Annotated in this window: 21 protein-coding genes; 9 read left to right on the top strand and 12 right to left on the bottom strand. The window is 54.1% G+C overall.

From position 1 onward, the window contains the following. Positions 1-10 precede the first annotated feature (10 nt). Positions 11-1,312, bottom strand: a complete 1,302-nt coding sequence (locus C7434_RS06960; RefSeq protein ID WP_133745261.1) for a D-amino acid dehydrogenase — start codon at positions 1,310-1,312, stop codon at positions 11-13. Between the two features lie 502 nt (positions 1,313-1,814). On the opposite strand from C7434_RS06960, the gene C7434_RS06965 reads away from it, so the two are divergent. After that, the gene (locus C7434_RS06965; protein ID WP_033741895.1) at positions 1,815-3,350 is read left to right on the top strand and encodes a SpoVR family protein; all 1,536 of its coding nucleotides are present in this window, start codon (positions 1,815-1,817) and stop codon (positions 3,348-3,350) included. A gap of 40 nt (positions 3,351-3,390) precedes the next feature. Here the strand turns inward: C7434_RS06965 and fadR are convergent, their stop codons facing one another. Further along, positions 3,391-4,110, bottom strand: coding sequence for a fatty acid metabolism transcriptional regulator FadR (gene fadR / locus C7434_RS06970; RefSeq protein ID WP_033741897.1), 720 nt, complete (start codon positions 4,108-4,110; stop codon positions 3,391-3,393). Between the two features lie 365 nt (positions 4,111-4,475). Here fadR and dsbB point away from each other — a divergent pair, with 365 nt between their 5' ends. Continuing rightward, a complete protein-coding gene (gene dsbB / locus C7434_RS06975; RefSeq protein ID WP_039343052.1) occupies positions 4,476-5,006 on the top strand; it encodes a disulfide bond formation protein DsbB in 531 nt (176 codons plus the stop codon). Positions 5,007-5,047: 41 nt separating this feature from the next. Here the strand turns inward: dsbB and C7434_RS06980 are convergent, their stop codons facing one another. The 3 genes from C7434_RS06980 to C7434_RS06990 all read right to left on the bottom strand — a co-directional run bounded on the left by C7434_RS06980 (position 5,048) and on the right by C7434_RS06990 (position 6,788). Then, positions 5,048-5,494 (bottom strand): YcgN family cysteine cluster protein, encoded by a 447-nt coding sequence (locus C7434_RS06980; protein WP_033741898.1) that lies wholly within the window; start codon positions 5,492-5,494, stop codon positions 5,048-5,050. A gap of 63 nt (positions 5,495-5,557) precedes the next feature. Then, entirely contained in the window at positions 5,558-6,217 is a 660-nt protein-coding gene (locus C7434_RS06985; RefSeq protein ID WP_058701812.1) for a fumarylacetoacetate hydrolase family protein, read from the bottom strand. Positions 6,218-6,512: 295 nt separating this feature from the next. Continuing rightward, positions 6,513-6,788 carry a YcgL domain-containing protein gene (locus C7434_RS06990; protein ID WP_006119443.1) on the bottom strand — a complete coding sequence of 92 codons (276 nt, stop codon included), beginning with the start codon at positions 6,786-6,788 and terminating at the stop codon, positions 6,513-6,515. 154 nt (positions 6,789-6,942) lie between these two features. Here C7434_RS06990 and minC point away from each other — a divergent pair, with 154 nt between their 5' ends. The 3 genes from minC to minE are packed head-to-tail and all read left to right on the top strand — an operon-like array spanning position 6,943 to position 8,760. Then, on the top strand, positions 6,943-7,641 hold the full coding sequence (minC, locus tag C7434_RS06995; protein WP_006119444.1) for a septum site-determining protein MinC: 699 nt from the start codon (positions 6,943-6,945) through the stop codon (positions 7,639-7,641). Positions 7,642-7,674: 33 nt separating this feature from the next. Next, the gene (minD, locus tag C7434_RS07000; protein ID WP_006119445.1) at positions 7,675-8,487 is read left to right on the top strand and encodes a septum site-determining protein MinD; all 813 of its coding nucleotides are present in this window, start codon (positions 7,675-7,677) and stop codon (positions 8,485-8,487) included. Positions 8,488-8,490: 3 nt separating this feature from the next. Beyond that, the gene (gene minE / locus C7434_RS07005) at positions 8,491-8,760 is read left to right on the top strand and encodes a cell division topological specificity factor MinE (RefSeq protein WP_006119446.1); all 270 of its coding nucleotides are present in this window, start codon (positions 8,491-8,493) and stop codon (positions 8,758-8,760) included. Positions 8,761-8,808: 48 nt separating this feature from the next. Here minE and rnd read toward each other — a convergent pair whose 3' ends face one another. From rnd to C7434_RS21935, 6 genes are all read right to left on the bottom strand, one after another. Beyond that, positions 8,809-9,930 (bottom strand): ribonuclease D, encoded by a 1,122-nt coding sequence (rnd, locus tag C7434_RS07010; RefSeq protein ID WP_110267438.1) that lies wholly within the window; start codon positions 9,928-9,930, stop codon positions 8,809-8,811. Positions 9,931-10,029: 99 nt separating this feature from the next. Continuing rightward, positions 10,030-11,706, bottom strand: a complete 1,677-nt coding sequence (fadD, locus tag C7434_RS07015; protein ID WP_133745318.1) for a long-chain-fatty-acid--CoA ligase FadD — start codon at positions 11,704-11,706, stop codon at positions 10,030-10,032. A gap of 206 nt (positions 11,707-11,912) precedes the next feature. Further along, positions 11,913-12,506 (bottom strand): Slp family lipoprotein, encoded by a 594-nt coding sequence (locus C7434_RS07020; protein WP_133745262.1) that lies wholly within the window; start codon positions 12,504-12,506, stop codon positions 11,913-11,915. Between the two features lie 60 nt (positions 12,507-12,566). Beyond that, complete coding sequence (tsaB, locus tag C7434_RS07025; protein WP_133745263.1) at positions 12,567-13,265, bottom strand: tRNA (adenosine(37)-N6)-threonylcarbamoyltransferase complex dimerization subunit type 1 TsaB; 699 nt, start codon at positions 13,263-13,265, stop codon at positions 12,567-12,569. A 44-nt stretch (positions 13,266-13,309) separates the two neighbouring features. Next, the gene (locus C7434_RS07030; protein ID WP_033741909.1) at positions 13,310-15,220 is read right to left on the bottom strand and encodes an ATP-dependent DNA helicase; all 1,911 of its coding nucleotides are present in this window, start codon (positions 15,218-15,220) and stop codon (positions 13,310-13,312) included. Between the two features lie 143 nt (positions 15,221-15,363). After that, positions 15,364-15,531 (bottom strand): hypothetical protein, encoded by a 168-nt coding sequence (locus tag C7434_RS21935; protein WP_006119453.1) that lies wholly within the window; start codon positions 15,529-15,531, stop codon positions 15,364-15,366. A 151-nt stretch (positions 15,532-15,682) separates the two neighbouring features. Here C7434_RS21935 and C7434_RS07035 point away from each other — a divergent pair, with 151 nt between their 5' ends. Continuing rightward, positions 15,683-16,027, top strand: a complete 345-nt coding sequence (locus C7434_RS07035) for a RidA family protein (protein WP_006119454.1) — start codon at positions 15,683-15,685, stop codon at positions 16,025-16,027. Between the two features lie 16 nt (positions 16,028-16,043). Here the strand turns inward: C7434_RS07035 and C7434_RS07040 are convergent, their stop codons facing one another. Then, positions 16,044-16,226 carry a YoaH family protein gene (locus C7434_RS07040; RefSeq protein ID WP_006119456.1) on the bottom strand — a complete coding sequence of 61 codons (183 nt, stop codon included), beginning with the start codon at positions 16,224-16,226 and terminating at the stop codon, positions 16,044-16,046. A gap of 108 nt (positions 16,227-16,334) precedes the next feature. Here C7434_RS07040 and pabB point away from each other — a divergent pair, with 108 nt between their 5' ends. The 3 genes from pabB to C7434_RS07055 all read left to right on the top strand — a co-directional run bounded on the left by pabB (position 16,335) and on the right by C7434_RS07055 (position 19,807). Next, the gene (gene pabB, locus C7434_RS07045; protein WP_033741911.1) at positions 16,335-17,693 is read left to right on the top strand and encodes an aminodeoxychorismate synthase component 1; all 1,359 of its coding nucleotides are present in this window, start codon (positions 16,335-16,337) and stop codon (positions 17,691-17,693) included. After that, the gene (locus C7434_RS07050) at positions 17,694-18,257 is read left to right on the top strand and encodes a CoA pyrophosphatase (RefSeq protein WP_006119458.1); all 564 of its coding nucleotides are present in this window, start codon (positions 17,694-17,696) and stop codon (positions 18,255-18,257) included. Between the two features lie 185 nt (positions 18,258-18,442). Then, positions 18,443-19,807: an L-serine ammonia-lyase gene (locus C7434_RS07055; RefSeq protein WP_033741913.1), complete on the top strand. Its 1,365-nt coding sequence runs from the start codon at positions 18,443-18,445 to the stop codon at positions 19,805-19,807. The last annotated feature ends 118 nt before the right edge of the window (positions 19,808-19,925 follow it).

Genomic DNA, 19,925 nt, shown 5'->3' on the forward strand with positions numbered 1-19,925 from the left:
CCCTGAAGGCTTAACGTGTAGCGTTAACGTTACGAAGCGGTGATCGGCTGGCCGCAAAACCAGGCAAATAACGGAAGACCGTGAGATCGTCCGATGCAATCGCTGGCGACGTGCCGGAAATGACATCAGCCAGTAACTGACCGGAGCCACAGGCCATTGTCCAGCCCAGTGTGCCGTGTCCGGTATTCAGATAAAGATTGGACAGCGGCGTCGCCCCGACAACCGGCGTACCGTCTGGCGTCATAGGACGCAGGCCTGTCCAGAAACTGGCCTGGCTGACATCACCCCCTTCAGGATAAAGATCTGTAACCACCATCTCCAGCGTTTCGCGACGCGCTTCAAGCAGTTTGGTGTTAAAACCCACAATTTCTGCCATACCGCCGACTCGAATACGGTTATCAAAACGTGTGACGGCCACTTTGTAGGTTTCGTCCAGGATGGTGGAGACGGGTGCCGCATCGGCATTCGTCACCGGAATCGTTAAGGAATAGCCTTTCAGAGGGTAGACCGGGATATCCACAATATTTTTCATCAACGCGGTGGACCAGGAGCCCAGCGCAACGACGTAGCTGTCGGCTTTAATCACCTCATCGCCGCACTTCACACCGTAAATCCGGTTACCGTCGCGCAGCAGCTGATCGATGGGTGTATTGAAGCGGAAGACCACACCGGCTTCCTCGGCCATTTTGGCCAGACGCTGGGTAAAAAGCTGGCAGTCGCCGGTTTCATCATTTGGTAACCGCAGACCGCCGGTAAGTTTATGCTGCGTCGCCGCAAGGGCAGGCTCAACGCTGGCCAGCTGATGCGACTCCAGTAATTCATAGGGCACGCCGGCCTCGCGCAGAACGGCAATGTCTTTGCTTGCGCTCTCGAATTGCTGTTGCGTACGGAATAACTGGAGCGTGCCGCCCTGTCGGCCTTCATAGGCAATGCCCGTTTCGGCGCGGAGGGCCTTCAGGCAATCGCGGCTGTATTCAGCAAGCCGGACCATGCGACTTTTATTCTGCTGGTAGTGCTGCATGTCACAGTTACGCAGCATATGCCACATCCACTCAAGCTGAAAGCGGCTGCCATCCAGCCGGATGGCCAGAGGCGCATGACGCTGAAACATCCATTTCATCGCCTTAAGCGGCACACCGGGTGCAGCCCAGGGCGCCGCATAGCCTGGCGAGATCTGCCCGGCATTTGCCGCGCTGGTTTCCATGGCGGGTTGAGGCTGACGATCGATCACGGTGACCTGATGGCCGGCGCGCGCCAGATACCACGCGCTGGTTACGCCCACAACCCCACTACCAAGAATAACTACGTGCATAAGTCCCCCGCGAAAATAAAAAGCATAATCCACTATTCACCGGTTAACATTCAGAGTGATCGCAAAGTGGAAACATCCTTTACACAATCCATCCATTTCACCTCTTTTTGCGCCTACAGGTAACTAAAATCATTTCACGCCCTCAAATTCAGAGAATTATGCGTCCTTTATTAAAAAATCAGGCATAAATGACACCAGTTCTGGTTAATTATGCCTTTCACAGGAGAATCCTTCATAATCTCCCTCCCTGCAAAAAGCCAGCATTTAATGCTGAAAAGTAACAGCTATTCAGTGTGTAGAGCTATTTAATCCCAGCGCGGTAAACCTGAAATGATTTTTCTGCCAAAGAATTCGTTTGAGTTCCCGGATCGGATAAGCGACAGTGAACTATCATTGATCTGTTCACTCAGTTTTTTTGGGTTCCTTTCTCAGGAAGAGCCTTAAATAAATCGTAACGGACAACGCGTCAGGGTGAGTCCGTTCGCCAAAACAGAGGTGCGCTATGACAACAATCTTTGACGATTCCATCATGGACAGCAAACGACTCAGCGACGGGCCCGACTGGACATTCGAGTTACTGGATGTCTATCTCGCTGAAATCGACCGCGTAGCGAAACACTACGGTCTGGATACCTACCCGCACCAAATTGAAGTGATTACCTCCGAGCAGATGATGGACGCCTACTCCAGCGTCGGTATGCCCATCAACTATTCGCACTGGTCGTTTGGCAAAAAATTTATTGAGACTGAGCAACGTTACAAGCATGGGCAGCAGGGTCTGGCTTATGAGATCGTGATTAACTCTAACCCCTGCATCGCCTATCTGATGGAAGAGAACACCATGACCATGCAGGCGCTGGTTATGGCGCACGCCTGCTATGGGCATAATTCCTTTTTTAAAAATAACTACCTCTTCCGCAGCTGGACCGATGCCAGCTCCATTGTGGATTACCTGTTATTTGCCAGAAATTACATTGCTGACTGCGAAGAGCGCTATGGCGTTGAAGAAGTGGAGCGCCTGCTCGATTCATGTCACGCCCTGATGAATTACGGTGTGGACCGCTATAAGCGCCCGCAAAAAATTTCCCTGCAGGAAGAGAAGGCCAGGCAAAAAAGCCGCGAAGAGTATCTGCAAAGCCAGGTCAATACCTTATGGCGCACCTTACCGCGGCGTGAAAAAGAAGCCGCGCATTTTGAAGCGGCGCGCTACCCTTCTGAACCGCAGGAAAACCTGCTCTACTTTATGGAAAAGAACGCGCCGCTGCTGGAGCCGTGGCAGCGTGAAATTCTGCGCATTGTGCGTAAGGTGAGCCAGTATTTTTACCCGCAGAAACAAACTCAGGTGATGAATGAAGGCTGGGCGACCTTCTGGCATTACACCATCCTGAATCACCTCTATGATGAAGGCAAAGTGTCAGAACGCTTTATGATGGAGTTCCTGCACAGCCATACCAACGTAATCTATCAACCGCCCTACAACAGCCAGTGGTACAGCGGTATCAATCCGTATGCACTGGGCTTTGCCATGTTCCAGGATATTAAACGTATTTGTCAGTCGCCGACGGAAGAGGATCGCTACTGGTTCCCGGATATTGCCGGTTCTGACTGGCTGAAAACCCTGCATTTCGCGATGCGTGAATTTAAAGATGAAAGCTTTATCAGTCAGTTCCTGTCGCCTAAGGTCATGCGTGACTTCCGGCTGTTCACTGTGCTGGACGACGACCGCAACAATTATCTGGAAATTGCCGCGATCCACGACGAGTCCGGCTATCGGGCCATTCGGCAGCAGCTTTCGGCACAGTACAACCTGAGTAATCTGGAGCCCAATATTCAGGTTTACAATGTGGACTTACGGGGTGATCGTTCCCTGACGCTGCGCTACGTGCCACAAAGCCGTGCACCACTCGATAAGAGCCGTCGGGAGGTGCTTAAGCACGTGCACCGCCTGTGGGGCTTTGATGTGATTCTGGAACAGCAGAATGAAGATGGCAGCGTCGAACTGCTGGATCGCAATCCACCGCGCAATGTTCCCCTCTAAAACAGGCATAAAAAAACCGGACGCGCAGTCCGGTTTTTTTTTAGCGCTTAGCGCCTAAGTCGTTCGGCATACTCTTTTGCATCGAATGCCAGATATCTCCACTCTGGCGTCCGTAATGCCGGACACACTCCACGATTTCATCCTGAGTGGGCTGTTTGTCACACAGGTCGAGCAGTGTCAGATAAAACTCGCGGGCGACTTTACGGGCTTCCGGATTGGAGAAATAGTGCCGCCCAACGCGCGTATACAGTCCTTTCAACCCATTCAGGATCAGGCCATAAATCGGATTGCCCGAGGCGAACGCCAGGCCGCGAAACACCCGATAATCGAGTTCCGTGTAACTGTCCACCTGATCGTCGGTTTGCGCGACGGCCTGCAGCACCTCACGCGCCTTCTCAGGATAGTGGCGCAGCGCGCGGCTGATAAAAATAGAAGAAATATTGGTGCGCACCGACAACAGGTTATCGATCAAAGCCGGTACACTATCGTGGTCCAGACGCGCCAGGGTTTCCAGAATGTTCAGACCCGACGTTTCCCAGAAATCGTTAACGCGCGTGGGCTTGCCATGCTGAATGGTTAACCAGCCGTCTCGCGCCAGGCGTTGTAACACTTCACGTAACGTTGTACGCGTTACGCCAATCAGTTCAGAAAGCTCACGTTCGGCAGGAAGGATCGATCCGGGTGGAAAACGGCTGTTCCAGATGCTTTCAATAATATACTCTTCAGCAAATCCGGCTGGACTCTGCGCCTTAATAACCATAACTGTGTGTTCTCATTGCTTTCTGGATCGTAATGGGCACTCATCATACCAGAGCGCCTATAGCGGATATAGCCTTGTCAACGATTAAAAATGCGGTTCAGCACAAAAATAAGACAGATTACCGTGCTGCGCCATACGTGCGAGGATGCCTTAGGTTAAGCCCTGAAAACCGCCTCGGGCAGCAGCGCGTTGATGAATAATCCGCCGAATGAGGCAGAAGGTGCCAGCCGCATTCGCGAACAGACAAAGAATTAATCTGGATCAGGGCCAGGTTAGGTTTGCACACGATTTTTTCTTACCACAGGATGGCGCGCCGCGTCTTTTGGTTTACACTGCGGGGCATTAACGTTTACAGGGAATGCACTATGTTGCGATATTTAAACCAATGTTCGCGGGGTCGCGGTGCCTGGTTATTATTGGCCCTTTCCGCTCTGGCGTTGGAACTGACAGCATTATGGTTTCAGCATGGTCTGGGCTATAAACCCTGCGTCATGTGTATTTACGTGCGTTGCGCGCTTTTTGGCGTGATGGGCGCAGGCATCCTTGGCTTCCTGATGCCACGTTCGCCGGTTCGACTGGTGGCGATTGTGTTATGGATATACAGCGCATGGGAAGGCCTGCGCCTTTCTTACGAACACACCATGATCCTGCTGCATCCGAATCCCTTTGTAACCTGTGACTTTGCCGCCCGCTTCCCCGCCTGGTTGCCGCTGGATAAATGGTTGCCATCGGTATTTGTCGCCAGCGGCGATTGTTCGGAACAGGCCTGGCGCTTCTTATCACTCGCCATGCCACAGTGGATGATCGGCATCTTCGCGGCTTATCTGCTGGTGGGTGTGCTGGTGTTGCTTGCTCAGCCGTTTAAACCTAAACGCCGCGACTTATTCGGTCGTTAATCCGTTAAAAGGCTGCCAGGGGCAGCCTTTATCGTCAGGACTTAGCCATTCCGGTCAGGGCGATCGATAATATGATCTTCCCAGTCGCGCACTTCACTTTCCCGCACTGCAATGTAACGTACAGAAATTCGCTGCGCATGCATCGCATTTTTTGAGCCCGTCAGCAGCGGATGCCAGGCAGGCAGCGGCTTGCCCTCGCCCAGTAAACGGTAGGCACAGGTGCGCGGTAACCAGTCAAAGGTGGTCAGATTTTCGCGCGTCAGCTTGATACAGTCTTCTTCATATTCAAAGCGACGCGCATAGTTACGGCACTGGCAGGTTTTGATGTTGAGCTGATTACAGGCGACATTGGTGAAATAAATTTCATCCGTGTCCGCGTCCTGAAGTTTGTTTAGACAACACTGACCACAACCATCACACAAGGATTCCCATTCCTCATCGCTCATTTGTGCCAGGCGTTTGTGTTGCCAGAAAGGGGTTTCAGTCATGATGATTGTCCAGATTTAGCGTAAACCGCACCTTATAAAGCGATCAGCACGCTGATGCAAGTTTTACAGCACGCGCGTACTGATTCCGTGACCGGCAAAGGAGACTTCCAGCGTGTCGCCTGACCGCATTGGGCCCACCCCTTCTGGCGTACCGGTCAAAATGACGTCGCCAGCATGTAGCGTAAAATACTGACTCATATGGGCAATCAGCGGCAGGATTTTGTGAATCATATCTGACGTATTGCCATCCTGACGGACTTCCCCGTTTACCACCAGCTTCAGATCGGTATTCTGGGGATCGCCCGCAAACTCCGCGACCGGTATGAAACCTGACAGCGGACAGGCGTTATCAAACGCTTTTGCTTTTTCCCAGGGTTGTCCGGCTTTTTTTAAGCCCGCCTGCAGATCGCGCAGCGTCAAATCCAGCGCCACACCATAACCGGCAATGGCTTTCGCCACGTGCGCTTCGCTGGCCTGTTTTAGCGTGGTGCCGATCAACACCGCCAGCTCGACTTCATGATGCACTTCACCAAAGGCATCAGGAATGGATAAAGGCTGCCGCAGATCGCACAAGGCCGAAGCCGGTTTAATAAAGATAACCGGTTCGGTCGGCGTCGCACTGCCCATTTCTTTAATGTGTTTCGCATAGTTGCTGCCCACGCAAACCACTTTGCTGACGGGATAATCTAACAAAGCGCCTTGCCAGTTACGATGCTGATACATGCTAATCCCCTGTTTCATGATGCCGGACGGTCAGTCTTCGACGATTAAAAGCATACAGGGCAGCACCGCACAGCGCTCCCCTGCGTAGCCATTGCGATGATTTAACCTGACAGATGCGCAGGAATTGTCAACCTGCCCGCCAGGCTATTTGTGCGTCAGTACAGGAAAACGCGGTGCGGCAGGTTACCGGGAAGGGGAAAACAGCGGCGCTGCACAATTAATATTCAGCGCGGATGCAAAATATAAATTTGCCGTTCACTGCCGCACATCAATAATATTAACGGAACAATCCGAGTTAATCTTTTTTGTCCGCCTCAAGATGGGTTTTTAACAAACTTTCAATCGGCGGAGGAATTTGCAAATAATATCCCTGCTCGCTTAACCCCTGCTTAACTTTATTGATGTCGGCGTTGGCCAGCTTGTCGCGTTGGGCAAGGTTAATCACCATGGCCAATTGCGGTTTACCAAAGCCTTTCAACAGCGCGTCAGGCACGCGCGAAAAATCGTCTTTTTTTTCAACATAAAGATAAGTCTGGTCACGGACGGGACTTCTGTAGATCACACAAAACATATTTTTTACTCGAATTAACCCGCGCTGAGGCTTGTTTGAATATAGCGCTAACTATAACATGCTTGCAGTACTTCGAATATTCGCCGATCGCGCTTTAACGATGCTTTTATCATCGCTTAGCACAGGGTAGTAAAACAGGACTGAGTCGGGACAGATGCCGCAATCGCCAATCGAATTTAAGGGAAGCAGTTTTACCTTGTCTGTTGTTCATTTGCATCACCATGAGCCAGAGGTGATCCGCAAAGCGCTTCAGGACAAAATTGACCAGGCACCCGATTTCCTGAAAAACGCACCAGTGGTGCTGAATGTTGCGGCACTCAATGCCGCCGTAAACTGGAAACAGATGCTGCAGGCGGTAAGCGCTACGGGACTGCGTATTGTCGGTGTCAGTGGCTGCAAAGACGAGGCGTTGAAAAAGCTGATCGCCCGTGCCGGTCTGCCGGTGCTGGCAGAGGGGAAAGAGAGCCAGAAACGTGAGGAGCCAAAACCTGAACTCAAACTGGTTGCTGCGGAACCTCTGGCCGCGAAGACACGCATCGTCAATACACCGGTCCGTTCAGGCCAGCAAATCTATGCCCGTAATGCGGATTTGATTGTGACCAGTAGCGTCAGTGCCGGTGCAGAACTGGTCGCTGACGGCAATATCCATATTTACGGCATGATGCGTGGTCGGGCGCTGGCAGGCGCCAGCGGCGACAGAGAATGCCAGATTTTTTGTACCAACCTGTCCGCAGAGTTGGTTTCTATCGCCGGGGAGTACTGGATTATGGATCAGATCCCCGAAGAATATTTTGCTAAAGCAGCGCGGCTTTGCCTTCAGGATGGCGCGCTGACTATCCAGACACTTAATTAGGCCCCTTTTCTTTCGTTAAGGAAATCAATATTTATGGCACGCATTATTGTAGTTACATCCGGTAAAGGGGGCGTTGGTAAGACCACGTCAAGCGCGGCCATCGCCACCGGTTTAGCGCAGAAAGGCAAGAAAACGGTTGTCATCGACTTTGATATCGGCCTGCGTAACCTTGATTTGATCATGGGCTGCGAGCGCCGGGTTGTTTATGATTTCGTGAATGTTATTCAGGGTGATGCCACGCTGAATCAGGCCCTGATCCGCGACAAGCGCACTGAGCAGCTGTATATTTTGCCTGCCTCACAAACCCGTGACAAAGACGCGCTGACCCGCGAAGGCGTCGAGAAAGTCCTGAATGATCTTGCGGAGATGGAGTTCGATTTTATTGTTTGTGACTCCCCTGCGGGCATTGAAACCGGTGCGTTAATGGCGCTCTATTTTGCCGATGAAGCCATCATCACCACTAACCCGGAAGTCTCTTCGGTTCGCGACTCTGACCGTATTCTCGGTATCATTTCGTCCAAATCACGCCGTGCGGAAACCAGCCAGGAGCCGGTTAAAGAGCATCTGCTGCTGACCCGCTATAACCCGGGTCGTGTTAACCGTGGCGATATGCTGAGCATGGAAGATGTGCTGGAAATCCTGCGCATACCGCTGGTCGGCGTCATCCCGGAAGACCAGTCTGTGCTGCGTGCCTCAAACCAGGGTGAACCCGTGATTCTGGACGCGGAGTCCGATGCGGGTAAAGCCTATGCCGATACCGTTGAACGGTTGCTCGGTGAAGTTCGCCCCTTCCGCTTTATTGAAGAAGAGAAGAAGGGTTTCCTGAAACGCCTGTTCGGGGGATAAACCATGGCATTACTTGATTTCTTTTTATCCCGGAAGAAGAACACTGCCAACATAGCCAAGGAACGGCTGCAGATTATTGTGGCAGAACGGAGAAGGGGCGACAGTGAGCCCCACTATCTTCCGCAACTCAAGCGCGACATTCTGGACGTGATTTGCAAGTACGTGAAGATTGATCCGGACATGGTGACGGTTCAGCTTGATCAGAAAGGAGATGATATCTCGATTCTGGAACTGAACGTCACCTTACCTGAAACGGAAGACGTAACGAAATGACGCGTCTGGTTTCCTGAGATTCCCCTGCGCAGTAGCAGGGGAATTTTTTTATATCTCGGCAAGTATCTCGCTAATGCCGGGTTTCAGAAGCGCACCGCGCCAGCCTGCCAGCAGTTCGGGCTCACGGTTCTGTGGCTTTAATCCCCAGTGCTGACTCAACACCTGATTAATCTGTCGACGTGATGCCAGCAGTTCCTGACTTAATCCGCTCTGTTCACTGACCTGCTGTACCAGTGCTTTAATCGCTTTAAAAGCCCGTTTGTAATGCACGTGATCCACCAGATTCGCTAACGGCGGTGGTAACGCACTGTCCTCCAGCGCGGCGGCTTCAGCAACCCGCGCCAGCATTGCCCTGCCGTGAAAACGGATCTCGTGACCGGACAGGCCCAGATGGTCTAACTCCCCTTGCGAGCCCGGCAAAAAGCGCGCCACTTTCCACAGGTTTTCTTCACGCACCACAAAATTGACCGCCATGTCTTTTTCGCGGGCAACGTTAAGCCGCCATGCCGCCAGGCGCTGCAGCGCGGCCAGTTGACGCGGACGCAGTTGCCAGGCGTTGGTGATGTCCCGCCATGCGTCCTCGGGATCAAGCACATCTAAACGGCGCTGACACAGGTTTTCACATTCGCTCAGTGCCGCCGTCACGTTCCCCACCTGCTCCACCTGCGCCATCAGCTGATGCGCAATGGGCAGCAGGTAATGCACATCCGCTGCGGCGTACTGACACTGCCGCTCAGTCAGCGGACGGGCCAGCCAGTCGGTCCGGGCTTCACTTTTGTCTAATTCCACCTGAGTGAAATGCGCCACCATTGAGGCAAAACCCCAGGAAAGTGGCTGACCGCTGAACGCCGCCAGAATCTGTGTATCGATCATGGGCTGTGGCAGTACCCCAAAGCGGTGCAGGAACACTTCCAGATCTTCCCCCCCGGCGTGCAAAAATTTGGTCACGCGGGTATCCGTTAAGAGCGCAATAAACGGTGACCAGTCACGGACAGGTAACGGATCGATCAGGACTAACTGCTCGCCATCAAACAGCTGGATTAACCCCAGCTGAGGATAGTAGGTCCGGGTACGGACAAATTCGGTATCCAGGGCGACAGCCGTATGCTGGCGTGCTTTTTGACACACCTCGGCCAGGTGATCATCGTTATCGATCAGAGAATAGTTCACGTTCAGTTTCCACCGCAGCTGACAACGTGCGGTGCTCCATGTTAAAAGCAATAAAAACGCCGGACAGTGCCGGCGTTCAACCTGAATCCTGACGGCGAATCAGCTTGCGCTGGTTTTCACCTCGTCGCGCAGTTCACGACGCAGAATTTTTCCTACATTCGTTTTAGGCAGTTCCTCACGAAACTCAACAATCCTGGGCACTTTGTAGCCTGTCAGTTGACGGCGACAGTGGTCCAGCAGCTCTTCTTTGGTCAGCGACTGATCTTTCTTGACCACACAAACCTTCACCGCTTCACCGGACAACTCACTCGGCACACCAATGGCTGCCGCTTCACGCACTTTCGGATGCTGCATCAGGACATCTTCTATCTCATTAGGATAGACGTTGAAGCCCGAAACCAGAATCATATCCTTTTTGCGGTCAACGATGCGGATAAATCCTTCGTGATCAACGGTAACAATATCGCCGCTGTGGAGCCAGCCATTTTTCAGGACCTCTGCCGTGGCCTCCGGATGCTGCCAGTAACCCAACATTACCTGCGGCCCACGAATGCATAATTCGCCGGGCTCACCAGTGGGGACTTCATTACCGTTTTCATCCAGAATAATGACATCCGTTGAGGGAACCGGCAAACCAATACTGCCGGTGTGGCAGTTAATGTCGTAGGGATTAACCGACACCAGTGGGGAACATTCCGTCAGCCCATAGCCTTCCAGCAGATAGTGCCCGGTCAGTTTTTCCCAACGTTCCGCCACTGCTTTTTGCACCGCCATCCCCCCGCCCGCGGACAGACGTAACGTCGAGAAGTCAAGTTTGTTAAAATTATCATCGTTGAGTAAGGCATTGAACAGCGTGTTCACGCCGGTTATCGCCGTGAAAGGATACTTCGCCATTTCTTTCACAAAAGCGGGAATGTCGCGCGGATTGGTGATCAATACGTTTTGCCCACCCAGTTCCACGAACAGCAAGCCGTTCACGGTCAGCGCAAAGATATGGTAGAGCGGCAAGGCCGTCACGACGCACTCTTTGCCGTCGCGGAGTAACTTGCCATACGTCGCCTTGGTTTGCTCAAGGTTTGCCTGCATGTTTCGGTGCGTCAGCATCGCACCTTTCGCGACGCCGGTCGTCCCGCCCGTGTATTGCAGGAATGCCAAATCATCATTACTGACCTGTGGACGTCGATACGGCATTGACGCGCCCGTTTCCAGCACATGGCGAAACGATATCGCCCCCGGCAAATGATACTTGGGCACCAGCCGCTTCACATACTTCACCACAAAATTCACCAGCGTGGCTTTTACCGGTGCCAGTTGATCCCCCATCCGGGTCAGCACCACATGTTTGACCGCCGTATCAGCGACGACTTTTTCCAGCGTATGTGCAAAGTTCGACACGATGACGATCGCACTGGCACCGCTGTCATTTAGCTGATGCTTCAGTTCACGCGGGGTATAAAGCGGATTGACGTTAACCACGACCATGCCGGCCCGGAGCACACCAAACAGCGCGACCGGGTATTGCAGCAGGTTCGGCATCATGAGCGCGACGCGCGCGCCCGGTTGTAACCTGAGTTCGTGTTGCAAATATGCCGCAAACGCCCGGCTTTTCTCGTCCAGTTGGCGGTAGGTCATTTTTTGACCCATGTTGTAAAATGCGGGCTGTCCGGCGTAACGCACGACAGCCTGCTCAAATAAATCGACCAGAGACGTATAACGATCAGCATTAATTTCGGCAGGGACGTCTGCCGGGTAGCGTTTCAGCCAAACCTTATTCAAGGATTCACCCCGATAATCTTGTTGTGTACTCATCGCCGCCTCAACAATCGTATTTGTTAACAATATTTTAACTGATTGTACCAGTTTGCTCTTATTGGCATGTTGAGGTTGCGAAGCCCATCACTAAATTTCGTGTTGGTTAATGATGCAAATAAAAAGCCCGGTTGCGAGCACCGCGACCGGGCCTGTTCAAAACGGATGTCACACTATTGCGTGAGGATGGTCTCGACCTGAGCCGGACCGGGGTTGTACATGCCCCAGTAAGGATTCGGCCCCCAGTAACCACCACGATGGCGCGTGGGGCCATACCAGATCCAGGGATCGAGAGGCTCTGGCGGTGACACGATCTGACGGGTCAAATGCCAGCGCTGGTACCCCCGAACATCAACGACCACAAACAAGTAGTTTGCTTCGCCGATTTTACCAGGCTCCGTTCCCTTAATCGTGCCGAGAACGGTGACGTACTGGTCTTTCACATCCGTCGGGTCAACAAAACCGGGAATGTCGGCATAGATACGCCCTACCGAGCTGGCCCCCAGCACTGGGCGCGCACCGTCATCCAGCGGCTGGGTCGCAATTTCCAGCCGGGTTTTGCCATTGCGGTTAATCACGTTGACCACTTTACCGCCAAAGCGCGACTCCTGGCCGACATAGAGGGCCGGATTGCTCATCACCCGCAGTAAATCCTGCTGGGGCAACGCTGAGTGACCTTTAATCGTATCCGGTACGGAAACACAACCACTTAACACCAGGGCGCAGACTAACATCACACCGGCAACGCCTCTACGACACATTGACATAGACATTCTCCTGAAGGTTGATGTTTAGAGTGCCCCGATAACAATAAGTTGCGTTGCCTGTCAGCGGCCCGGCAGTTTTTTCCATGCCACTTCATTACGCAGATAGGTTGGCTCTGCCTGTTCGGGCAACACGGTTTGCCCCTGTGCTAAGGCGCGCGCCGCCAGGGGCAACATGTCCTCAGCCGCTGGCAGCAAAACGCCGCTGTCTTTGAGCTGAAGTGCATGGCCCTGCTGCAGTACCGGCCAGGCCTGCCATCCGGTACCGGCGGTATACCACTCCCCGCTCAGCGCATGCATGCGCTCCAATGCGGCCTCGGGCGTAAGCACGCTTTCCGTTGCTTCACCTTGCCAGATACCGTCCTCATCGCGCTGATATTCTGCCCAGTACACTTCACCCATGCGCGCATCAATCGCGGTGAGTACCCGACAGGCACCGTGCTGACGCCAGGCGCCCTGCGCCAGCGTGGCCAGGGTGGAAATACCCGTCATCGGTAACGCCGCGCCGAGTGCCAGCCCCTGGGCAATACCAATCCCGATACGCACGCCCGTAAAACTGCCGGGCCCGCGACCAAAGGCCAGCACATCGAGTTCGGTGAGTTCCAGTTGCTGAGCCTGCAGCAGCTCGGCGACCAGCGGCAAAATGCGCTGTGTGTGATCGCGCGGCGCAATTTCAAAACGTGCGTCACTCTCTTGCCCGTTAAGCAATGCCGCAGAACAGGCTTCTGTCGCTGTATCCAGCGCTAAAATTCGGACCGACATATCGACCTCTGAAGATTCAAAACGGCGCGCATCTTAGCACACAATTACGCGCCAGGTTGCTGATGAATAAAGGCAATAGCTTGCGCAAGATCACGCGTGCGTGGTGTGGGCGGCAGACTGCTCAGAAAAAGTGCGCCGTAGGGCCGTGACACCAGCCGCTGGTCGCAGATGACCAGAACGCCGCGGTCGTCCGTATCACGAATCAACCGGCCCACGCCCTGTTTTAGCGTAATCACGGCATCCGGCAGTTGCACATCGCTGAAGGGATCGCCGCCGCGGATGCGGCAATCTTCCATCCGGGCCTTAAGCAGCGGGTCCTCTGGCGACGTAAACGGCAGCTTATCGATAATGACCAGCGACAGCGCATCTCCCCGCACATCCACGCCTTCCCAGAAGCTGCTGGTCGCCACCAGCAAAGCATTCCCTTTATCGATAAACTCTTTGAGCAACTGTCCTTTGCTGGTTTCGCCCTGCACCAGCACCGGCAATGTCATGGAGGCCCGGAACTCGGCGGCCAGCTCACGCATCATCAGATGAGAAGTACATAAAAAGAAGCAGCGGCCTTTGTTCGCCTCGATCAGCGGCTTCATCATTTTTGCCAGCTGACGCGCGCCACCGGGGCGATTGGGCTCAGGCAGATTGCGTGGCACACACAGCAGCGCCTGCCGCGCATAGTCAAACGGGCTGTTGAGAATCAGGTTTTTTGCCTGACTGACGCCCAGCCGCTCGGCAAAGTGATCCATCTTTTCATCTACAGCCAGGGTGGCAGAGGTAAAAATCCAGGCCGCTTTACGGTTATCCATGACCTCGCGGAAACGTTCGGCAACCGACAAAGGCGTCAGCGCCAGCACAAAGTGACGCGATGTACATTCATACCAGTAGCTAAAGCCCGGTTCGCTGATGGCACGAATCCGTTTCAGTCGCGTGCGATAGAGCGCCGCGCGCTCAAAGGCCGCATCCAGCAGGGCAGAACGCCCAAGCGAAAGTTTGATCACGTCGTAACAGAGTTCCAGCGCATCATCCAGCAGCGTAAACATGCGCATGATGTTGTTATCGCTGAGGAGGTCGCGCAGGTTGCCGCGGTAGCCCGGTTCTCCCAGCGTCAGGCGAAAGTCCTGGGCACACTGGGCCAGACGGTCAGCGGATTTTTGCAACTGCTGAACGTCCCGCACTTCCGTGCGGTAGGCGATAATGATGTCTTTGGCGAGATCGGCTAACTGACGACTCGACAGCTGCTGACCAAAATACTGACTGGCGATATCCGGCAGTTGGTGCGCTTCATCAAAAATCATGACGTCCGCTTCAGGGATCAGTTCCCCGAATCCGCCCTCTTTTACCACCAGATCGGCCAGGAAAAGATGGTGGTTGACCACGACGACATCGGCGTCCATCGCTTTTTTACGTGCTTTAACGACAAAACAGTCTTTATAAAGGGGGCAGTCGCTGCCCAGACAGTTGTCGTTGGTGCTGGTAACCAGCGGCCAGAGCGGACTGTCTTCGGTGACGCCGGCACAGGTACTGATATCGCCATCCGGGGTTTGCGAGGCCCAGCTGCGGAGCGTGACAAAATCCGTGAGAGCCTGAACGCTCATATCGCCCCCGGTCGCGGACTGCTGCTCCATACGCTCCAGGCACAGATAGTTGGACCGGCCTTTAAGCAGCGCAGTTTTACCGGTAAACGTAAGCGCTTTCGCAATGGTGGGGAGATCGCGCGCGTAGAGCTGATCCTGCAGGGCTTTTGAGCCCGTTGACACGATCACCTTTTTCTTCGCCCGCAGCGCCGGAGCAAGATAAGCGTAGGTTTTACCGGTGCCGGTCCCCGCTTCGACGACCAGTTCACCCTGATTCTGTACCGCCTCGGTGACCGCCTGCGCCATTTCACGCTGGGCCTCACGCGGTTTAAAGCCCGCAATGCCTTTTGCCAGCGCGCCATCAATTGCAAAATCGTCTGCCACGTACCCTCTCAATTACGGCCGAAAACACTGTATATTATGTCAGCATTGCAGCCCTGAAGGAAATCACAAACGGCAGCATTCTGCATGAAGTCTGCTGACCGGATGCGTTCAGTCAGTCTGACGGGCCAGGCCGCCCGTTATCGTCACGGGCTGATGTAGAGCGCACCCGCAACCAGTATCGCCATCAGGACGACAAGCGTAAAAAAACCGTGTTTTGCGGTACGCGACATACCGACAAACGTGGCGATCACAATAAACAGCAGCGTCAGTGCCCCGAACATTACCCAAAAGAGATAGTGCGTATTGGCCATGCGTTAATCCTGATTGTTCTGAACAAGTAAGCGACGCTTTATACCACTTTTCGCTGACGGTTGCGCGACTGACGGCGACCGTCTTCTGCAAGGGATGACAATCGTACCGGGAATATGTCAGGCTAGGCGTTCAGAAAATCAGGAGAAGAAAATGAGCATTACGCGCGTTGATCCCGAACACCGTATGTCCGAAGCCGTTATTCATAACGACACCATTTATTACACCAGTGTGCCCGAAAACCTCGACGCTGATGCCGAGGCGCAAACGGCTAATGCGTTAGCGGTGATCGATGCCCTGCTAACGCGCGTAGGCAGCGACAAAAGCAAAATCCTTGACGCTACCATTTTTCTGGTCGACAAGGCGGATTTCGCCGCGATGAATCGCGCCTGGGATGCGTGGGTTTCCCCCGATAACGCCCCGGTTCGCTGTACGGTCCAGGCCGGGTTGATGAATCCGAAGTATAAAGTTGAAATAAAAATTATCGCGGCCCGCTGATCCCGAGCCCCGGGCGTCAGCCTTCATCGTCCTCTTCGAAGCGCGCCCGGATCATTTCACCTGTATGGCTTTCACGTATCTCCTGTGCCACAACGGTAATCGCTTCACCGCTGGACATCCCTTCGGCCATTAACTGTTGAATGCGCTCTACGGCGCGCTGCTGCTGATCGTGTGAGAGTGCGGGTAATCCTGTCATCATCATTTTCTCCTGTTAAGGGCTGTCATTATTTCATGGGGAACAAACAGGTGCCAGTCAGGGAAAAATATGTCAGTCTAACGGCCTTACTGATGTCAAATTTCGTGCTCAATGATCGTTCAAACTCATAACCTGTGTTATTCGCCCGACGCTATCACCCACTATTTTTCGCGCATTGCGCATTTACCCTGGGCGATGCTGCTTTCGTCCGGCCAGGCCAGTCACAGTGATAACCGTTTTGATATTTTGACGGCGGACCCGCTTACCACCCTGACAACCCGTGGCAGCATAACAGAAATTCAGCAGGGCGATCGCGTTGAAACGCATACTGACGATCCGCTCTCCTTATTACAACAGCAGTGTGATGCGCTGGGCGCTAAGCCACCGCGTCACCCCGATTTGCCCTTTCAGGGCGGAGCGCTGGGACTGTTTGGCTATGATCTGGGGCGACGCTTTGAAACGCTGCCCGATACCGCCCTTCACGATCTGACTACGGCAGACATGGCCGTGGGCATCTATAACTGGGCACTGATTGCCGACCATCACCTCGGTAAACTCACCCTGGTCGCCCTGGACGATATCGCCTCGCGCCTTGCCTGGCTGGAAAACTGGCCCGAACGTGACGCGGCGGCGTTTTCCCTTACCAGTGACTGGCGGTCAAACCTCAGCATAGACGACTACGCGGAACGTTTTAATAAGGTACAGGCCTATATTCAGGCCGGTGACTGCTATCAGGTCAATCTGGCACAGCGCTTCAGCGCCAGCTATCAGGGGGATGAATGGCGGGCATTTTGTATGCTCAACCAGGCCAATCGCGCCCCGTTCAGCGCATTTTTGCGCCTGCCCGACAGCGCCATTCTGAGCCTGTCTCCCGAGCGCTTCCTGGCATTGGATCAGCAGGTTATCACCACCCGTCCCATCAAGGGTACGCGTCCGCGTGCGGCCGATCCTGAGGCGGATGCGGCCCAGGCTGAAAGTCTGCGCACGGCGGCGAAGGACCGCGCAGAAAACCTGATGATAGTCGACCTGCTGCGCAACGATATCGGTCGGGTCGCCGTCGCGGGCTCCGTGCACGTGCCCGAACTGTTTGTGGTCGAGCCGTTCCCGGCTGTCCATCATCTGGTCAGCACTATTCAGGCCACGTTGCCGGATCATCTTCATGCCTGCGATCTGCTGCGAGCCTGTTTTCCCGGCGGCTCGATTACCGGTGCGCCTAAAATTCGCGCCATGGCGATCATTGATGAACTGGAGCCTCACCGCCGCAATGCCTGGTGCGGCAGCATTGGTTATCTCAGTGTCTGCGGCAGAATGGATACCAGCATCACCATTCGTACGCTGATTGCTGAGCGTCAGCATCTTTACTGCGCTGCGGGCGGCGGCCTGGTCGCCGACAGTGATATGGCCTCGGAATATCAGGAAACGCTGGATAAGGTCAGTCGCATTCTGCCTGCACTGGAAAAAGGAGCCTGAATGGCGCTGACGCTGGCTGATTTTCGCACCCGTTTTCTCCTGCAGCAGCCGCTGCATAACGCCCAGCCGCTGTCGGGGCGACATGCCGCTGTGTTAATCCCCGTCGTTGCCCGTCAACAGCCCGGCTTGCTGCTGACGCAACGTTCGCACGCCTTACGTAAACATGCCGGTCAGGTGGCCTTTCCCGGCGGGATGCAGGATCACGACGACAGCTCACTGGTGGCGACAGCGCTGCGAGAAGCGCAGGAGGAAGTGGGCATCGCACCCGATCGGGTTGAGGTGCTCGGCTGCCTGCCTCCGGTGACCAGCAGTACAGGTTTTCAGGTCACACCGGTGGTCGGCATTGTGCCTGCAACCCTCGAATTGCGCCTTAATCCTGACGAGGTTCAGAGCGCCTTCGAAATGCCCCTGACCGAAGCGCTTCGTCTTAGCCGCTACGCCGAACTTGACTATTATCGTGCCGGCATTCGCCACCCGGTGTGGCTTTCCCATTATCAGGGCTATCTGGTGTGGGGAATGACAGCAGGCATTATTCGTGCCCTGAGCCAGCAAATTGCATTTTAGTTGAGGGCGAGCCCATTTCTGCGCCTGAATTCAGCCTTTTGCGCCATGTCACACTATAATTTTTTCTGGTGGAGTTAATTAGTTTATTTCATGCGAAAAGCAGCACGTTTACCCTGCCTCGCCGTTTACTATTAGCGCCATTAACTGCCACGGCAGTCTGCAAGTTTTTGTGAGGAGTGTCACCCATGATTTCGGTTTTTGACATGTTTAAAGTGGGCATCGGCCCATCCAGCTCTCATACGGTCGGTCCGATGAAAGCGGGTAAACAGTTTGTGGAGTTGTTGTCTGAACAAGGCAAGCTGCATGAGGTGACACGCATTGCGGTCGATGTCTATGGTTCCCTGTCGCTGACCGGTAAAGGTCACCATACGGATATAGCGATTATTATGGGCTTAGCCGGCGAATCGCCTGACAGCGTCGATATCGACGCCATCCCCGCGTTTATTAAGGATGTGCAACAACGTGAACGCCTGCCCCTTGCCAAAGGCGCGCATGAAGTCGATTTTCCGCGTGAAGGCGGTATGGTGTTCCGTAGCGAAAATCTCTCCCTGCACGAAAATGGCCTGCGCCTGCTGGCGTTCTCCGGCGACCTGCTGGTGCTGTCTAAAACCTATTACTCTGTCGGCGGCGGCTTTATTGTCGATGAAGAGCATTTTGGTCAGTCGGCCCTGGACGAAGTCACGGTACCCTGGCCCTTCCACTCGGCCAAAGAACTGCTGGCCCACTGTCGCGAGACCGGACTTTCCCTGTCCGGGCTGGTGATGAAAAACGAGCTGGCACTGCACTCACGTGAAGAGATCAATGCATATTTTGCGACCATCTGGCAAACCATGCAGGCCTGTATTGACCGTGGTCTGAATACCGAAGGTGTGCTGCCCGGGCCGTTACGGGTACCGCGCCGGGCGGCGTCACTGCGGCGTTTGCTGATCTCCTCAGCCAAACACTCTAACGATCCGATGGTGGTGATTGACTGGATCAACATGTTTGCGTTGGCGGTTAATGAAGAGAACGCGGCGGGCGGTCGGGTGGTGACCGCACCGACCAACGGAGCCTGCGGTATCGTCCCCGCCGTCCTGGCTTACTATGATCACTTCATTGAACCCGTCACGCCCGACATTTTTATTCGCTATTTCCTCGCCTCCGGTGCCATTGGCATTTTGTATAAAATGAATGCCTCTATTTCCGGCGCGGAAGTCGGTTGTCAGGGGGAAGTCGGCGTTGCCTGCTCAATGGCTGCGGCAGGTCTGGCCGAACTGCTGGGCGCCAGCCCTGAGCAGGTGTGCGTGGCCGCCGAAATCGGGATGGAACATAATCTGGGTTTGACCTGCGATCCGGTTGCCGGCCAGGTTCAGGTGCCCTGTATTGAACGTAACGCAATCGCCTCGGTGAAAGCGATCAACGCGGCACGTATGGCCCTGCGCCGTACCAGCGAACCGCGCGTCTCACTGGATAAGGTCATTGAAACCATGTACGAGACCGGCAAAGACATGAACGCGAAATACCGCGAGACATCACGGGGCGGACTGGCGATAAAAGTTCAATGTGACTAATCATTCAGTCTGTTTATTTTTAAATTGCGCCCGTTAAACAGTGCATTAGCAAGTCCTGCCTGATATAAATATTAACGACGCTAAAGCGACCCGACAGTCGCTTTAGCGAGTTCTTCAC

It is taken from the genome of Pantoea sp. PNA 14-12, from assembly GCF_004364735.1.
Taxonomy (GTDB): Bacteria; Pseudomonadota; Gammaproteobacteria; order Enterobacterales; family Enterobacteriaceae; genus Pantoea; species Pantoea stewartii.

Bases quoted from the DNA above. Each gene is read 5' to 3' on its own strand.
- C7434_RS06960 (WP_133745261.1), bottom strand. From the start codon at position 1,312: ATGCACGTAGTTATTCTTGGTAGTGGGGTTGTGGGCGTAACCAGCGCG.
- C7434_RS06965 (WP_033741895.1), top strand. From the start codon at position 1,815: ATGACAACAATCTTTGACGATTCCATCATGGACAGCAAACGACTCAGC.
- fadR (WP_033741897.1), bottom strand. From the start codon at position 4,110: ATGGTTATTAAGGCGCAGAGTCCAGCCGGATTTGCTGAAGAGTATATT.
- dsbB (WP_039343052.1), top strand. From the start codon at position 4,476: ATGTTGCGATATTTAAACCAATGTTCGCGGGGTCGCGGTGCCTGGTTA.
- C7434_RS06980 (WP_033741898.1), bottom strand. From the start codon at position 5,494: ATGACTGAAACCCCTTTCTGGCAACACAAACGCCTGGCACAAATGAGC.
- C7434_RS06985 (WP_058701812.1), bottom strand. From the start codon at position 6,217: ATGTATCAGCATCGTAACTGGCAAGGCGCTTTGTTAGATTATCCCGTC.
- C7434_RS06990 (WP_006119443.1), bottom strand. From the start codon at position 6,788: ATGTTTTGTGTGATCTACAGAAGTCCCGTCCGTGACCAGACTTATCTT.
- minC (WP_006119444.1), top strand. From the start codon at position 6,943: ATGCCGCAATCGCCAATCGAATTTAAGGGAAGCAGTTTTACCTTGTCT.
- minD (WP_006119445.1), top strand. From the start codon at position 7,675: ATGGCACGCATTATTGTAGTTACATCCGGTAAAGGGGGCGTTGGTAAG.
- minE (WP_006119446.1), top strand. From the start codon at position 8,491: ATGGCATTACTTGATTTCTTTTTATCCCGGAAGAAGAACACTGCCAAC.
- C7434_RS07020 (WP_133745262.1), bottom strand. From the start codon at position 12,506: ATGTCAATGTGTCGTAGAGGCGTTGCCGGTGTGATGTTAGTCTGCGCC.
- tsaB (WP_133745263.1), bottom strand. From the start codon at position 13,265: ATGTCGGTCCGAATTTTAGCGCTGGATACAGCGACAGAAGCCTGTTCT.
- C7434_RS21935 (WP_006119453.1), bottom strand. From the start codon at position 15,531: ATGGCCAATACGCACTATCTCTTTTGGGTAATGTTCGGGGCACTGACG.
- C7434_RS07035 (WP_006119454.1), top strand. From the start codon at position 15,683: ATGAGCATTACGCGCGTTGATCCCGAACACCGTATGTCCGAAGCCGTT.
- C7434_RS07040 (WP_006119456.1), bottom strand. From the start codon at position 16,226: ATGATGACAGGATTACCCGCACTCTCACACGATCAGCAGCAGCGCGCC.
- pabB (WP_033741911.1), top strand. From the start codon at position 16,335: ATGATCGTTCAAACTCATAACCTGTGTTATTCGCCCGACGCTATCACC.
- C7434_RS07050 (WP_006119458.1), top strand. From the start codon at position 17,694: ATGGCGCTGACGCTGGCTGATTTTCGCACCCGTTTTCTCCTGCAGCAG.
- C7434_RS07055 (WP_033741913.1), top strand. From the start codon at position 18,443: ATGATTTCGGTTTTTGACATGTTTAAAGTGGGCATCGGCCCATCCAGC.